The sequence below is a fragment of the Streptomyces sp. NPDC050564 genome (assembly GCF_044457265.1).
Classification (GTDB): domain Bacteria; phylum Actinomycetota; class Actinomycetes; order Streptomycetales; family Streptomycetaceae; genus Streptomyces.
Genome location: NZ_JBITGS010000009.1, coordinates 218,038 through 232,674, shown reverse-complemented (window position 1 = coordinate 232,674; position 14,637 = coordinate 218,038). Strand labels below are relative to the sequence as shown.

At 71.3% G+C, this 14,637-nt stretch carries 17 protein-coding genes and 1 pseudogene; all 18 read right to left on the bottom strand.

Features of this window, described 5'->3' with window-relative positions; all coding sequences use genetic code 11:
• Positions 1-156: 156 nt before the first annotated feature.
• A complete protein-coding gene (locus tag ACIBK0_RS17005) occupies positions 157-1,527 on the bottom strand; it encodes a DUF317 domain-containing protein (RefSeq protein WP_399080305.1) in 1,371 nt (456 codons plus the stop codon).
• Positions 1,528-1,593: 66 nt separating this feature from the next.
• Positions 1,594-2,712 carry a DnaB-like helicase N-terminal domain-containing protein gene (locus tag ACIBK0_RS17000; protein ID WP_399080303.1) on the bottom strand — a complete coding sequence of 373 codons (1,119 nt, stop codon included), beginning with the start codon at positions 2,710-2,712 and terminating at the stop codon, positions 1,594-1,596.
• On the bottom strand, positions 2,712-3,998 hold the full coding sequence (locus tag ACIBK0_RS16995; protein WP_399080302.1) for a DNA cytosine methyltransferase: 1,287 nt from the start codon (positions 3,996-3,998) through the stop codon (positions 2,712-2,714). Before ACIBK0_RS16995 ends, ACIBK0_RS17000 begins: the two co-directional genes overlap by 1 nt.
• Positions 3,995-4,855: a hypothetical protein gene (locus tag ACIBK0_RS16990; RefSeq protein WP_399080440.1), complete on the bottom strand. Its 861-nt coding sequence runs from the start codon at positions 4,853-4,855 to the stop codon at positions 3,995-3,997. The genes ACIBK0_RS16995 and ACIBK0_RS16990 overlap by 4 nt, the downstream gene beginning before the upstream one ends.
• Positions 4,856-4,980: 125 nt before the next feature.
• Entirely contained in the window at positions 4,981-5,412 is a 432-nt protein-coding gene (locus ACIBK0_RS16985) for a hypothetical protein (RefSeq protein ID WP_399080300.1), read from the bottom strand.
• Positions 5,405-6,175 (bottom strand): tryptophan synthase subunit alpha, encoded by a 771-nt coding sequence (gene trpA / locus ACIBK0_RS16980; protein WP_399080437.1) that lies wholly within the window; start codon positions 6,173-6,175, stop codon positions 5,405-5,407. The genes ACIBK0_RS16985 and trpA overlap by 8 nt, the downstream gene beginning before the upstream one ends.
• 65 nt (positions 6,176-6,240) lie before the next feature.
• Entirely contained in the window at positions 6,241-6,564 is a 324-nt protein-coding gene (locus tag ACIBK0_RS16975; RefSeq protein ID WP_399080298.1) for a hypothetical protein, read from the bottom strand.
• Between the two features lie 279 nt (positions 6,565-6,843).
• Positions 6,844-7,449, bottom strand: coding sequence for a hypothetical protein (locus ACIBK0_RS16970; protein ID WP_399080296.1), 606 nt, complete (start codon positions 7,447-7,449; stop codon positions 6,844-6,846).
• A gap of 221 nt (positions 7,450-7,670) precedes the next feature.
• Positions 7,671-8,519, bottom strand: coding sequence for a hypothetical protein (locus ACIBK0_RS16965; protein ID WP_399080294.1), 849 nt, complete (start codon positions 8,517-8,519; stop codon positions 7,671-7,673).
• Between the two features lie 26 nt (positions 8,520-8,545).
• Positions 8,546-9,304 carry a hypothetical protein gene (locus ACIBK0_RS16960; protein ID WP_399080292.1) on the bottom strand — a complete coding sequence of 253 codons (759 nt, stop codon included), beginning with the start codon at positions 9,302-9,304 and terminating at the stop codon, positions 8,546-8,548.
• Positions 9,301-9,810 (bottom strand): hypothetical protein, encoded by a 510-nt coding sequence (locus ACIBK0_RS16955; RefSeq protein ID WP_399080290.1) that lies wholly within the window; start codon positions 9,808-9,810, stop codon positions 9,301-9,303. The genes ACIBK0_RS16960 and ACIBK0_RS16955 overlap by 4 nt, the downstream gene beginning before the upstream one ends.
• 5 nt (positions 9,811-9,815) lie before the next feature.
• Positions 9,816-10,274 carry an XF1762 family protein gene (locus tag ACIBK0_RS16950; RefSeq protein WP_399080289.1) on the bottom strand — a complete coding sequence of 153 codons (459 nt, stop codon included), beginning with the start codon at positions 10,272-10,274 and terminating at the stop codon, positions 9,816-9,818.
• A complete protein-coding gene (locus ACIBK0_RS16945) occupies positions 10,271-12,061 on the bottom strand; it encodes a type IV secretory system conjugative DNA transfer family protein (protein WP_399080286.1) in 1,791 nt (596 codons plus the stop codon). The genes ACIBK0_RS16950 and ACIBK0_RS16945 overlap by 4 nt, the downstream gene beginning before the upstream one ends.
• Positions 12,062-12,097: 36 nt before the next feature.
• Positions 12,098-12,475 (bottom strand): DUF317 domain-containing protein, encoded by a 378-nt coding sequence (locus ACIBK0_RS16940; protein WP_399080435.1) that lies wholly within the window; start codon positions 12,473-12,475, stop codon positions 12,098-12,100.
• A 188-nt stretch (positions 12,476-12,663) separates the two neighbouring features.
• Positions 12,664-12,744 (bottom strand): annotated as a pseudogene (locus ACIBK0_RS16935) (hypothetical protein); the annotation flags it as partial.
• A 134-nt stretch (positions 12,745-12,878) separates the two neighbouring features.
• Positions 12,879-13,295, bottom strand: coding sequence for a hypothetical protein (locus ACIBK0_RS16930; protein ID WP_399080284.1), 417 nt, complete (start codon positions 13,293-13,295; stop codon positions 12,879-12,881).
• 169 nt (positions 13,296-13,464) lie between these two features.
• Complete coding sequence (locus tag ACIBK0_RS16925) at positions 13,465-14,286, bottom strand: DUF317 domain-containing protein (protein ID WP_399080282.1); 822 nt, start codon at positions 14,284-14,286, stop codon at positions 13,465-13,467.
• The gene (locus ACIBK0_RS16920; protein ID WP_399080280.1) at positions 14,277-14,633 is read right to left on the bottom strand and encodes a hypothetical protein; all 357 of its coding nucleotides are present in this window, start codon (positions 14,631-14,633) and stop codon (positions 14,277-14,279) included. The genes ACIBK0_RS16925 and ACIBK0_RS16920 overlap by 10 nt, the downstream gene beginning before the upstream one ends.
• Positions 14,634-14,637 lie beyond the last annotated feature (4 nt).

Sequence of the window (14,637 nt, the reverse complement as noted above, 5' to 3'; positions counted from 1 at the left end):
GGGCGAGGGGTACAGGCGCAGCTGACGAGGAGATCGATCCCGTGCTGCCTCTCTAGGTGAGGACGCGCCCCGCACGGGGACAGATGCGATACCGGGCTCACGGGGCGCAGGGCTGCCGTCGGGCGGCAGCAGCGACATGAGCCGCTCGTGTCCGGTTCAGAGGCCGCGGCTGATCGTGTGCCCGGTCGCTGGCGGGGAGATAGCTGCCGGCGAGGGTCGGAGTCGGACGCTGCGGGGGCGCCTTGCGGTATTGGTGCGCCGGGTGCCGGTTCCGTGGGTGAGGGTCTCGGAGAGGTCGGCCAGCAACGAACTCGGTGTGTGCGGGGACGCGGTGAGGGCCCAGGTGGGTCGGTCGGGACCTGGACCGGCCCAGACGGTCCAGGTGGCGAGGTTCTGGCCCGGATGCTGGGCGGCGAAAGCGTCGAACTGGACGCCGGTGTCACCCGTGGGGGACGTCCACCGGATCCATCGCCCGTCCACAGTCCGCTTCCACCCGGCCTTACTCAGGGGCTGTGTGGCTGCGGCGACGGTCTTCTCGTCGACCTGTGCGCCGACGACCGTGTCCCAGCCGTCGCCGTCGGCGAGATGGTCCAGCAGCCCTTGGAGCACCGGGGCGGGGGTAGCGCCGGTTGCGGTGAGGACCCACGTGCGATCGGAAACGGGAGTCTCGTAGGCGGCCACGGTCCAGGCGGTGTCGCGAGTGTGGGCTTCGTGGACGCGCTCGACGCGCAGGGTCTGGGATTCGTGGATGGCGTGGGTTGTCTCGTCGGACCAGGTGCGCCACTTCTCCCAATCGCCGTGTGCATCCAGGAAGGCGTCGAGCAGGGCGTCGTGGTCGCCGGCATCGGCCAGGTAGGCCGGAACGGTCTCCGGCTCCGGGCGGGACGGTGCGGGCTTGGCTGCGGTGAGGCCGAAGGTGGCGCGGGCCTCGGCGGCGGCGCGTTCGGTGTCGGTCAGGGGCGCCGCGCCGGGGCGCATGTCGGCGGTGTGGACCTTCTCGAAGGCGAGCAGGGCCTGGGCGGGTGAGTCGAAGGTGTCGGCGACCTGGCGCAGGTGGTCCTCGCCGTGGAGGTAGACGGACTTGCCGTTGCGGCCGAGGTAGGTGCCGACCGCGACGGTGGTGTGGCCGTCGTGGGCGTGGGCGTGGATGAGGAGCTGGCCGTGGCGGATGTCGTCGTGGATCTTCTGGGCTTCGTTGGAGACCCTGCGGATTTCGCTGCGGGTGCACCAGGGCATCGGGTAGTTGGCCCAGGTCCATTCCTCGTCCATGGCCTCCCGGAGCCGAGGGGTGATCTCGACGGTTATACCTTCGGCGGACAGGTGCTTGGCTGCGTCCTCGGCCCAGTAGGGCTCCTCGTGGTCGATGCGGACCAGGACCAGGACGTTCTCGGCGACGACGGTCCAGTCGGCTGCCTCAAGACCCATGAGAGCGATGCGGGCCTGGGCGCCGGCCAGGACCGCGGTCACGGCGCTGGGGTGAGTGGGGTGGGTGTCGAGGCGGACGTGGGCGTCGATGGGGGGAGTCACGTGGGGGTGTCGTCTCTTCTGCCGGTGGCCGGACCTTCGGGTCCGGCCACCGGCGTATGCAGGGTGTTATCGGGTTGCTCGCGCAGCGCGGGCGGTGTGCGCGGCCGTGGTGGTCGGCGGGCCGGCGCGGATGGTAGGCGCCGGGCGCGGTCGCTGCGGCGGGACCGTTCCGGTGGCGTGCTGCCAACGGGTACGAACGGCGCCGATGTCGGCGAGGGATCGGCGGGCGCCGACGACGAGTTGGAACGGGGTGTTCGCCGGGTCGCCGGCGTACGCCTCGATGCGCCGGCCCGTGTGGTCGGCGGTGGCCAGGAGGGAACGCTGCAGGGCGCGCTCGCCCCAGTGCTCTACGGAACCAGCCGGTTCGGCCAGCAGGCGGAGCACTTCGCCCGGGTTGTTTCCGTCGTCCAACACACCGCGCTGCTGGGCCTCCCACAAGACGGTGACGGGGTCGACGGGCTCGCGGCGCCGGGCGAGGGTGGTCAGGCACTGCCACAGGCTGGCGTGCAGCGGCAGGGTGAGGTCGTCGGGGAGCAGCCACCGGATGGAGTCGATGTCGGCGGGGTGGGCGGTAGCGGTGGCGAGCAGCAGCTGCTCCTCCTCGACCGCATCGGTGCGGTCGGGCGCGATGGCTGGCGGCGGTTCCGGGGTGCGGGGCAGGACTCCGGCGCGCGGCGGGAAGCGGCTCGCGATGTCGTCCACGACCGCGGCGAGTGCGTCGGCCTCGGCGAGCACCGTCTGGATGGGGTGCGGGAGGGAGGCATCGTGGACGGTCTGGACGAGGCGTTCGGCGGCCGTCTGCAGCCGGCGGCGGGCGTGTTCGGCCTCGACCATCCGCGCGTAGGCCGGTGCGTGGCGGGGCCAGGGACAGACCTGGACGAGGGTGTGCAGGTACGAGGCGGTCAGTCCGCGCGCCTGCCCGCGTCCCTTGGCGAGCACGCGGTCGAGCCATTTGGTGTTCTTCGCGTGCTCCGCGGGGTTGGGCGGAGGCAGGGTGCTGATCGCGGCGAAGAGGGCGGCGTGCGCGGCGGTGGAGAAGGAGTCGGCGGCGATGCCGGTCACGTCGCCGAGACGGTGCGGGTCGAGGAGGAGGGCGCCGAGGAGGGCCTGCTCGACGTGGAACACCGGCTGCGGCGGTGCGATGGCGTCGAGGTCGTCTTCGTCGGGTTCCGGGGTGTGGGGCATCAGGCGGCGAGGGTGAAGTCGTCGGGGTCGAGGGTGACGCCGAGGTGTGGGGCGAGGAGGTGGCCGGCGAGCAATGGGGGTACGGCGTTGCCGATCTGCGAGAACTGCTGGCCCTTGTTGCCGGCCCAGGGGTAGTCGGCGGGGAAGGTCTGCAGGAGGCCAGCCTCGCGGGCGGTGATCCGGATCGGCTCCGGTACCGCCGGCGCGTCCGTGCCCTTCTCGTCCGTGTCCTTGGTCGGAGCCGAGGCCGGTTCGGCGACCCAGGTGCACTCGTTTGCCCGGTGCCCGAAGAACAGCGTGCCTGCCGGCTCGGACAGCGGACGGACGGTGGCGTTGGTCTGGTTGTTGCTGCGCAGGGACCAGGACCAGCGGTGCGCCTCGGCGGTGAACGTCGGAGCCGGAGCGTCGGCGGCCCGGTTCTCGCGTGTGCCGTGCCGGGCCTTCCAGCCAGCGCCTTCGCGGCGGGACTGCAGGACAACGCCGTCCGGCCGGGGCATCCATGTGCCGCGCTCTCGGGCGTCGGAGAGTGTCTTGCGGGAGCCCGACGGGAAGGGTTCGGGTCCGCCGCCGGGTCCGCCGCCGGCACAGACGGTGGGAACGGGCCGGTCGGTCGCACCCCACCCCAGTGCCTCGGCCATGCTGACCCAGCGGGCGCGGCCCGGCCCGAACAGCGATTCAGGCTCGGCGACTTGGGAGTGCGTGGGAGTGGGAGGCTGTGCCGTGCGGACCCGGGAGGCGAGGAGGATCGCCCGCCTCCTGGTCTGCGGAACGCCGAAGTCGGCGGCGTTGACGATCCCGTACCAGACGGAGAACCCCCAGCCGCGCAGGACGGCCGCGTACTGCTTCCACAGCGGCAGGACGTCCGGCACCTCCTCCATGGCCACCCAGTCGGGCTCGCCGACCGTGTTCAGAGCGTGCAGATAGCGCATGGGTTCGGCTGCGAGCAGGGAGCGCTCGTCGCGGCACGCGGCGAGGAGGCGTTCGCGGGTGTCCCGTCCGGCGGCCAGGTCCTCGACCGCCGTGTGCACCAGCGGCTGGTCGAGTAGGCCGAGGCGCTTGCCGGCCATGCTCCACGCCTGGCACGGAGGGGAGGCGATCAGCCCGCGCGTGCGGCCGATGAAGGGCCACGTCGGATACCGCGCCACGTCGGTACGAACCGTCAACTGCCCCGCAGCGACACGGGTTTTGCAGGCCCACTCGTCCCATTCCAGACCGACGTCGCGCACGCCGAGGACGCCCAGTGCCCTGCTCCAGCCGCCCGGCCCCGCGAAGAGGTCGAGTATCACGTGGCCAGCCCGAAGTCGTTCTGCGCCAGCGCATCCGCCTCCCCGCGGCACGCCCAGGGTGAGCAGCCGTCCGCGACGTCGTTCTCCAGCTCGTCGGCCTCGTCCGCGCTGGGCAGGGCGGCCCGTTCGGCGGCGGTGACGTGGTCGATCGGCGCCTGGCTCAGCGGGACGCGGGAGCGGTGCAGAAATGCCTCGCCGAGCAGTCGGCTACCCGCCGCGTTGGCGCGGGCATTGCCCTGCCGGATGGCCGCGTCGAATTCAACGACGTCCGCCCACTCGGACGGCGATGTATCCCTGATCTGCCGCCACTGGGCATTTCCGTGGAACGGGCATCCCAGGCAGCTTGATTTCGGTGTATCGGCAAGCCCGAGCGAGGTCAGGTAACGAATGCAGTCGGCCCTGCTCCAGGACAGATCAAGAAGAGGATGCCGGTTGCGCATGTACTTGACGTCGGCGTCCTTGGCGCGATGGAATTCATCCGTGGATATTCCCACCCACTGTTCGACGAACACTCCCTTGGGGATGCGCAAAGGATAGGGGTAGCCGAGCAGTTCGCGAACCTTCTGCTTTATCGGCTTTACCTTATATTCGCCGGTGCACTGCCTTCGGGTCATTCCAGGTCGCCCATCCCTATTGAGAATGTGGAGAGGCATGGATGCGAACCGGTGATCGGGGTTCAGTGCGTCGCTGCGAATGTTCCCGGACGATACGCGCCGCACTGGGATTCCGGCGGGTTTGGCTATCTCCTTCTCCATGCGGTCAAGGTGCGCGTAAACCGCTTCGGGTTCCCACCCGGTGTCGGCAAAAATGGCATAGTCGACCTTCGGCAGGATGCCCTCGGCTGACAGGGCGAGCAGGGTGCTGGATTGAACTCCCGCGCCAAGGGAAAGGGCACGGAATCGGGGCTCATCTGAAATGGTCTGTCCTGGGGTGTGAGGAATGGGGGCGCGCTTTCACGGCGGCCAAAGCGGGCTGGGCCGAATCAGCTGGTCGCGGGATATGGCTGCGAGAGGGCAGGGATGCGGTCGAGGAGGTCGACGGCCGACTCGATGAACTGCTGCGGTGACGGGCCGACCAGGACGACTCGTCCTGATTCGGCGCCGGCTTGGCGGCGCCGGTTCTCCACGGCGCGGGCAAGGGCTGCGGTCAGTTCGGCGCCCGCGTCCTGGGCGGCCCTGGCGATCTGCGCGACGCGGTCGAGGACCAGCAGATCCGCGGGCGAGGGCTGCGACGCGTGCTGGGCGAGGTCGAGGAACAGCCGCAGGGCGGTGCTGGCGAGTTGCTGAGCGTCGGTTATCCGCGCGGCCAGCACGTGCGCGTGGTCGACGGGGAGGGCGCGCAGATCCCGGCGCAGGGTGGATGCGTCGGCTGTGATCCGGTCAAGGGTCGGGGCTGAGGTGAAGCGGTCAGGCACGGGTCTCCGTGAAGGTGTGTGGGTTCAGGGCCTGGGCGAACGCGGCGGTCAGCGCTGGGGCCTGTCCGGGGTCGGTGGCCAGGCCGCGGACGACGGGGGTGCCGATGACGACGGCGTCCACCAGCGGAGCGACGCGTGCGGCGAGATCAGGGGTAGAGATCCCCACACCCGAGACCACCGGCAGCGGGCTCGCGGCGCGCAGGCGCCGGGTGAAAGCGGCGAGTGCTGGGATGTCGAGCGGGCCGCGGTAGCCGGTGGGAGCCGTGCTGGCGGGTGCGTAGAGCCATCCGGATGCGCCGGCGACTGCGGCCGGGATGCCGGTGTCGGGCGCGGTGCGAGGGACGAGGCGTGGGGTGCGAAGACCCACGTCCCGGGCGACGTCGTACCAGCGGGCCACCTGCTGAGCAGGAAGGTCGACGACCATCACGCCGACAGCACCGGCCTCGGCGAACAGGCGGGCCAGGCGCTCGGGGCCGTGGCGTCTGACGGGTTCCCAGTAGGTCATGACGACGGTCGGCCGCAGACGGGCGGCATGCTCGACAGCGCGGAGCATGCGGTCGAGGACGTTGCCGCGTCGCAGGGCGCGGTGGTAGGCAGCCTGAATGACGGGTCCGTCAAGGCGAGCGTCATGGTGGGCGAGGCCCACCTCGAACAGGTCGGCCCCTGCCCGCGCGATCTGGTCGAGGTGACGCCGCTCGGCGGTTGACGGGTGCAGGCCGGCGGGGACGAACACGCCCAGCGCGCACCGTGGTTGGGTGAGCAGAGTGTGCAGGGAGGCGGAGGTGGCCAGGGTGGTGCCTTTCCCGGCGGGTGGGTTGTCGCCGCCGGTCAGCGGCGGCGTCCGGCCGGTGGAGTCGGGGTGGTCGCGGGGGCAGCGGTACTCCGGCCGTGATCGCGGTGCGCGCCGGGCGCGGTATCCGCGGTGGGCCGGCTGCTGAAGGCGGGAGCCACGCGTTCGAGGGCCTGGGCGATCTGCTGAGCCTGCTCGTGGGTGTCATGGAGCTGCTTGGCGACGTCGTCGGGGAGCCGGTCCCACTGGGCCCGGTACTGGTAGCGCTGGATGATCTCGGCGGCATTGCGCAGTTGCTCGGCGACCTGCCGCAGGACTGCGGTCTTCTGCGCGGGGGCAGTCGCGGTGTGCCTGGCCTGCAAGAGCGCGTCCAGGGCGCGGGCAGCGTCTCGTTGTCCGTGGGAGGTCCGTAGAGAGTGGCGTGCAGTGCCTGGGCGTAGACCGTCACTGGCCCGCCCCGACCGCGGTCGCGGTACTCGACTGGGGCCTGTCGGCGGGCGCTGAAGTTCACGGTCACGTCACGGGGAGAGGCACCGGGGTGGAGCTGATCGGCGAGGGCGCGTGCGAGATCATGCGCGGTCGGGGTGTCGGAGGACGTGGTAACTCCAATCGGACGACGCTGATGACGTCTACGAAGGTGGTCAGCGAGTGCGGCGACGGGCCGATGGCGGCGCGGTCAGTGAGCCGGTGGCGGCAGTTGAGGGGCGGCGGGCTGCGGCGGGGATGTCGGCTGGCGTGGGGATGCCGAGGTCGACGCGGGCGCTGAGACCGTGGGCGTATGCGTGCGTCTCGGCAGCGGTGACAACGCCGAGCAGTCCGCGCTCGTCCAGCCCGCCCTGCGGGCGGTAGGACGAGCCGTCTGCCGTGGGGGTGAAGCCGTGCTGCTCCAGGAGGGAGCGGGCGGTGGTGCTCTCGGCGGTCACGGCAACGGTGCCCTCACCGACCCGGAAGTGAAGGTCCGGATCGCCTGCCGGATGGTCGGGGCTCCTGCGTGTCGTCCAGGAAAGGTCGATGAGGTCGTGGGTGTGGGCCAGGAGCCCGTACATCGCGATTCCGGCGCGTTCGTGCGCGTCCTGTGCGGTACCCGGTGGCAGCAGGTAGAGCCTGCGGCCGAGGTGTTCGCGGACGAGGAAGCCGGCCTCGGTCAGCAGCCGGTCGGCGTTGCGGATACGCCGGTTGAGGACGACGAAGGTGTGTCCGTCGTCGGTGGACGCGATGAACACATCGGGGATGTCCAGAAGAGACACGGTGGTCCAAGGGTTTCGGTGGGCGGCATGCCGGGCGGGGCGCCGACGCGAGACTGCGTCGGGCGCCGCTGGCGGGGACGGACTGGCCGGGTCCGCAGGGCGTGCGGCGGCGGGGGTGCGCAGCGCGGGGGGAGGAAGATGTGGATCAACGTGTCGCGGCACGTGTCGGCCTGCCAGATGGCGCGGTGAGACCAGAACGCGGTCCTGGGGCTCGAAGTGCGTCACCGGCGGGCTCCCTGCACCGCAGGAGCCTTGCATGCGGCTCTTGCGGGTGGCGCTGCCGTGGCTGCGGGGCGCGGACTGGCCAGGGCCTGCTGTCCTTGCTCGGTGACGGTGATCTTCTGCCCGTGGAACAGGGAGGTGCTGGTGTCCCAGTCGACGAGCCCGCGCTTGTTCAGGGCCCGGAAGGTGGCGATCGAGACGCGGGTGCCGTCGTCGGTGGCGACACGGGTCACCCCCAGCCCTCGCTGCGAACTCTCGTACAGCTTCCCTCCGCCGAGGGCGAGGGCCTTGAGGGCGTCGTACTGGGCGCTGGTCAGCGGAGGGCCCTCAGCCCGCCGCGCTGAAGGGGTTTCGTGACGTGTGGCGGCGAGGTCGCGGGTGATACCGGTGGCGACGTAGTGGCACGCGGTCGCGCTCAGGTCGAGCTGGTGGGCGGCGTCGGCGAGGTGGCCGGTCATCTTCGGGATGGCTTCGGCGTGGCGAGTGGTGCGCGTCGAGGCGTCGTCCGCCGCATAGCCGGGGAAGGGCGCCCCTTCGTAGGGGTTGGCGTACAGCGCGCTGGCGAGGTCGTTGCCGGCCAGGGAGGAGGCGACCACGACCGAGGACAGACACTCCAGGCTCGCGCGACTGCCGACGATGCTGGTGTACGCGCTGGAGTCGAGCGCGCCCAGGCGGACGAGGGCGGTGGCCGTCAGGTCCTGGGCCTTGAGCAGGAGCGGGCTGATCTGCCGCAGCGCGTCGGTACCTGGGGTGTAGGAGATGTCCCGAACGCGGGCGTACAGGGCTTCGAAGTCGCTTGCCAGGCAACGGAGTTGTTGTGCTTGTTCTGCAAGATTGAGCGGGGTCATGGGGTGGTGTGGCTCCGGAGGATCGGTCAGCGGCTTCGGGTGGCCGTCTTTGCGGCGGCGTGAGCGGGCGCGGGTGTCGTGCCGGGTGTCCTGGCGGTCGGCGGGCGGCTGATGGCGGCGGCCGGGGCGGTGGTGCCGGCGGCGGTGAGACGGACTCGGTCTTGGAGCGGTCCGCCCACGTAGGCGGAGGCCGCGGACTTCGGGACGCGCTCGGCGAGGCCGTTCGCCTCCAGCGACCGCAGTGTGCCGATCAGCACGCGCTCGTCGCGGTAGTGGACGTACTGCCGTCCCAGGGAGCTGGTGGCCACGACGTGCCCGCAGGCGATCTCCCATAGGGCGGTGTGCTGCGTGGCGGTCAGCTGGTGGTCTGGAGCGTCGGTGGTACTCCAGCGTCGGCGTCGGATCTCGCGGGCGACGCTGTCGGCGCAGCCCATGGCGGCCTCGGGAGCCAGGGCGGTCAGCGTGCAGGCCGTCGGGAGACGGTGTTCCGTGGAAGCGCCGCTCAGGAAGGCGAGCTGCTGGAGGCGCACCACTGCGGCCGACAACTCGTGACTTTCGTAGAGCCGCTCGTCGGTGACCGCCTTGAGGGCGGCGCGGGTCGCGGAGGCGAGTTGCTGTGCGGAGGCGACGTGGGCGTCGGGCTCGGACTGCGAACCGGCCCGCAGAAGGCGGTCGAGCGTGTCGTTGTGCTGCACGTACTGGTCTGCGAGCAGCATCAGCCGTTCAACCGGCGTCGGCGGGGCAGCCACGTCGAACAGGAGGCCGTCGGCGGGCGGTGTCGTCATGCTCGGCGCCGGACGGCCGGGGCATGCGACGGCACCGGGGCGGGTGCGCTCGCAGCAGCGGGGGGCCGCGGCGCCTCCAGCGCGGTGCGGGCTGCGGCCAGGGCCCGGCCGCCGTCGTCGAGATGGACCCGCAGGCGACTGTGATGGTCAAGCGAGTCGAACTGTTGCTGGAGCGTGTCCTGCGCTGTGGTGGTGAGGGCGATGAGCGGGGCGAGGGCCTGGGTGTAGTGGGCGACGGCTCGCCCGAGGTGCCCGGCGTTCGCGCCGAGCGTCTCGGCGGGCGGGAGGTCGGCGACGTTCGGGGCGAGCTGGTACTCGACGTCGGCGGCCATGCGGGCAGCGAGGTGGCACAGCAGGCCGATGTGCCGCGTGGCGTTGAACAGGCCGGTGCCGTCCACGGTGATGTAGTGGTCGCGGATGTCCGCCGTCACGGCATCAACGGCTTGGCGCGGGGACATGTCGTCGAGGTCGGTGGGTTCGTAGGTGTGCAGGTCGTCTCCAGGCATGCGGTTCAGGGGGCTTGCCACAGGAAGCGAGCGACGTGGTCGTTGCCGTGACCGGCCCGGGGGCGGGAAGGGGTGTGCCATCCGGCCCGGGGCGGACGGCTGGCGACCAGGTGCCAGCCCGCGCCGCGCAGAGATGCGCCGCTCTCGCCCTCCTGGGTAAAGGTGATCAAGCGCCGGTATCCGAGGGCTTTCGCCGCGCGCCACGACGCCCCGTACAGCAGGGAGTTGGCGTTGCGTGCGCCGTCGCTGGCGGTCCGGGTGACTTCGAGGGTGGCGCCGTCGTCGAGGTGGCGGGCCACGGGCCGGCCGACGATGGCCACGGCGCGCAGTGTGCCGGTCTCGTCGGCGGCTCCGACGGCGAAGATCTGTCCTACGGGCGGCGGGTGGTGGCGGTGCCAGGCGCGCACGAAGTCCTTCGCCTCGCGGGAGCGGACCGGTATCAGGTGCAGCCGGGCGTCGTTCACACGGCCTTCCCGAAGTCGGACTGTGTCGGCGCGTGCTTCGCCACGGCGCGGGCGGTGATCGCCTTCGAGGCGCGGGCGGACGCTGCGGCCAGCTCCTCCGCTCCGGGCTCCAAGTACCAGGGCCGGAGGTCGAGCATGGCGGCCCTCATGCCGGTGGCGAAGCAGAGTGCGGTGCCCTTGGGGAGGGCGCGGATCGCGTCGGCGGGCAGGATCCGCTCCTGCCGCATGCTGACCGAGGTCGACTTGCCGGACTCCGAGTGCGAAGTGGACGTGGTCTCCACGTCGTGGTCGCCGATCAGCCGGGACAGCTTGTCCGCGAAGTCGGGGTCGTCGATACCGGACCCGATCACCTTCACGGTGGAGGCCGACCACATGGCGTCCATGCCCGCGTCCCCCCAGACTTTCTGGCCCTGGCGGTAGCTCTGGAGGATCGTGATGGGGATGATGCCGCGGCTGCCGAGGTGGGAGTACAGGTCCGGCAAGTCGCTGATCTTGCACACGTTGGCGGCCTCGTCGAGGATCGCCAGCATCGGCGGATCGAGGCGTCCCCCGGCACGCTCGGCCTGGGCGGTGGCGGCGCGCATCACCGAGTCCGCGCACGCCGCGATCAGCGCCGAGGCCCCGCCACCACCGTCCTTGCTCAGCAGGAACAACGTGTCGGTGGAGGTGACGAAGTCGGCAGGCCGGAACTCGGCGACGTCCTTCTGCGGCGTCACCCACGCGGCGATCTCGGCGTTGAGCAGGGTGGCGGCGTACTGGCGGGCGGTCTCGTAGATGCCGTCGCGCGTCTCCGGGGGGCCCTCGATGGTTCCCTTGAGCTGGGCGGCGACAGCGGCGAAGTCATGGTCGCGGAGGATGTCGAGCGGAGTGCGGTCGGCGGGGAAGGCCAGCCACTGCATGATGTCGGTGATCGGCCGCTCGTCGAGCGCCGCGGCCAGCAGCAACTGGGACAGGATGTTGCTGCCGGCCTTCGACCAGAAGTCGCCCTGCTGGGAGGCATCCACCGAGGCTGCGAGGAAATGCCCGGCGAGCCGGTTCGCCCCGTCCAGGGTTCTCGCGCTGGCGAGAGGGTTCCACCACATCTCGCGTGCGGCATGGGCGACCTGCTGCGGGTCCATGGTCCACACCGCCCCCGCCTCCGCCCGGGCCTCGTAGGCAGTGGTGAAGGCGTCTCCCGCGGCCTTGTTCGAGGTCAGTAGGACCGGGCCGGGCGCGCTGAGCATGGAGGGGATGGCGAGCGAGGTCGTCTTGCCGGACCGGGGCGCCATGATCGCGACGGCGACGTCCTCGAACCCCATCCGTACCTCGTGGCGGCTGCCCTGCAGGTTGCCGAGGAGGATGCCGGTGTCCTTCGCGTCGATGCGCTTGCTGTCCTTCAGGCTTGGGCGCAAGGAGCGGGCTTTGTCGGTGATCGCCTTGGCCATCAGCGGCTCGATGTCCCGGGCCTTGGCCATGTCGGTGATCTTCTTCCGGCCGCCGCTTCGGTTCTTGTGCCGGGCCCACAGGGCGCCCGCCCCCACACCGAGGGTGAGGAGTAGAACAACGGGGACGATGCGGGCACCGATCAGCAGGGACGTTTCTCCCGCGTCGGGCCAGACCTGCTCGGGATGGAGCAGGGCTTCGGTCGGCTGGTAGGGGGCCCAGGCGGTGCCGGTGAGGTAGGCGGTGATGTTGCCGGACAGCCAGGCGAGGTGGGACAGGGGGACGACGATGGCGAGTACGCCGAGGAGGAGGCGCAGGACGAGGTCGTACCCGTCGGTGTTGCTGTTGGAGGCGGAAGGGGGCAAGGGCTACGTGCTTCCGGGCGGGGGCGGGGGCGGGGGTCAGCGGCTGCGGTTGTTCTTGGCCGGCGGCTGTCGCGTCGGGATCGGGCTCGTCGGCGGGGCGGCGCGCCGGGCCGCCAGGGAGTGGACGCGTTCTTCCAGCGCACCGGCGACGTACACAGCGAGCACGTCCGTGGTCCTACGGGTGACGACGCTCGGGTCGCGGGTCGGGAGACTGCGCCCGCTGTCGATGCGCGGCACGGGCTTCGGATCGGCGAGTGCAGCGGCGAACGCGGCGACCAGGCGGGCGGGAGTGTGCGCGTCGAAGCGGGCCTGCCACACCGGCCGGTCCAGACCGAGCGTGGCGGTGACGAACCAGGCGCCCGCTTCTTCCGCGCTGCCCAGTCGCTGGAGGTACGCGATGCCGTCGGGTGACACGAGGCCGTTGTCCGCGGAGACGGGCGTCCAGCCGATCTGTTGGAGCGGCTCGTACGGATCGGAGGGCGCGCCCGCCGGCGGGGCCGGGTCGGTGAGGGCGTCGGTGACGGCCGCGATGAGTTCGACCGGCGTGCGGCACCGAAGCTCGCGTACCAGGCGGCGTGGTCCGGCCCCGCCGCGTGGCTCAACGTCCACCACTGTCCATCGGGGTCGGGCTCCAGGCGCAGGAGGGCCTTCTGGTCGGGGCTGGAGAGCAGGACGCGCGGCATCAGGGGGTCGTCGCCGTAGCTCCAGCCGCAGCCACGGTGGAGGGGGACGGTGATCCAGGCGGGGTAACCGCCGCCCGCGAGGTGGCGCGGGGCGATGAAGTCGACCTCGACGGTCTCGGGAGTCGGGGACATGCTCACTTCCGTGCCGCAGATCGCTGGACGCGTGCGGGGGCCGGTATAGGGGCCAGAGGCGAACGGGCCTTGCGGGCAGCGGAGTTGATCTCCCTGAGCGCCTTGCCGTGGGTGGCCCAGTCGTCGAGGTAGCTCCACGATTCGGCGTGATGCTCGGCGAGGGCGTCGTCGAAGTCGGCGGTGCCGGGCTTGGCGGTGGCGGGGAGAGCGTCTCGGGTCTGGAGCCACCGGTCGTGCAGTTCGTCGAGCCGGTCGAGGGCGGCGTGCAGAACGCCCAACTGGTAGACCCAGCGGCTCTGCACCGTGTACTCCGGCAGCTGCGCCAGCTGTGTCTCGGCGGTGGCCAGCAGGTGACGGGCGCCGTAGCGGAGCGGCTCGAACGCCGTGAGGGTGTCGGCGTCGCGCTGGCTCGCGCGCATGCCGTAGGCGTGGTCGTCGTAGGGCCAGCCGTCGAGGTCGGTGTGCTCCTCGGAGTAGGCGTCCCAGCCGTCGAGGATCTTCTTGCTGTCGCTCAGATAGTCGTCGAGGTGACGGAGGAAGTCGCGGTGTGCGTGGTGGTCGGTGGAGATGAGGTGGAGTCCTGTCGGTTCAGCGGCGAGCGGCCGGCTGCGTGGTGCCGGCGTTCGCCGGGGTCGTCGCGGGTTTCGTCTGCTGCCGGCGGTCGGAGCGTGCGTGCGCGCGGAGGGACTTGAGGCGCGTGGCGTGGGCGTCGACCACCTGCTGTGGGCGCAGTGGGCTGGGCTCCTGCACAGCGCTGTAGTGGCCGGTGCGGTCGTACATGCCGCGCTGGAGGGGGCTATGGTCGGCCAGTGCAGTGAGGAACGATCCGACCAGGTGGGCGGGGGTGTGCTCGTCGAAGTAGGCGTGCCAGATGCGCGGGCCGTGGAATTCTCCGTGGCCGGGCTCACGGGTCTCGACGTGCCAGGACGGCCGGTCGCGGAATTCGCTCAGCGGGCCCAGTTCGATGTGACACATGGAGTCTGGCGAGCGCGCTGTGCCGTCTGAAGCGCGGTGCCACCCCGCCGAGGTCACCGGCTGCCACGGGTCTGGCTGCTGTGGCGGCGGGACGACGAGGGCGTCGGTGAAGCCGGCGAGGACCTCGGCGGGCACGAGTTCGCCGAACTCGGCGTACCAGCCGGGCTCGGTGTCGGTGGGCTCCGCCCGCAGCCGCCACCACGCGGAGGTGGCGGACTGCGGGTCGAACTGGAGGCGGTGGCGAAGGTCTGAGCTGCGCAAGACGATCTCGGAACTCAGGGGGTCGGAGACGGGGCTCCATCCGGCGGCGGACAGACCGTGGGTGACGTGGCGGGCGTCTCCGGGGCCGGCGAGGTGGCGGGGGCTGGTGTCGAACGGGATGCGCCAGGCGTGCTTGTCGGCGAACGCGGCGAGCTGCCGTTCGCTCAGCGGCACCGGCAGCCCCCCGGCTCGCTCGTGCCGGCGCTGCCGTACATGCCGCGGAGGTCGTCCAGGACGTAGTGGAGGGTGTGCTGGTCGGTCTGCTCCCACGCGGCCGTGCGCAACTCGGTGATCAGAAGGTCGACCTGCGCGGTGCGCGGGACGTCCGGGTGCTCCTGCAGGGCACGGGCGAGGGCGCGCAGCGTGTCGGCGAGTTGGACGGGCAGGCCCGTGTACTCGTCGAGGAGAGGCTCGACGAGTGCGAGGGCCTGCACGAGGTCGGGGTTCTCGCGCAGGTAGTCGGTGAGGTCCGACAGCGTTTCGGTCAGTGTGTGGATGGTGTCCGGGGTGAGTGCGGGCATCGGG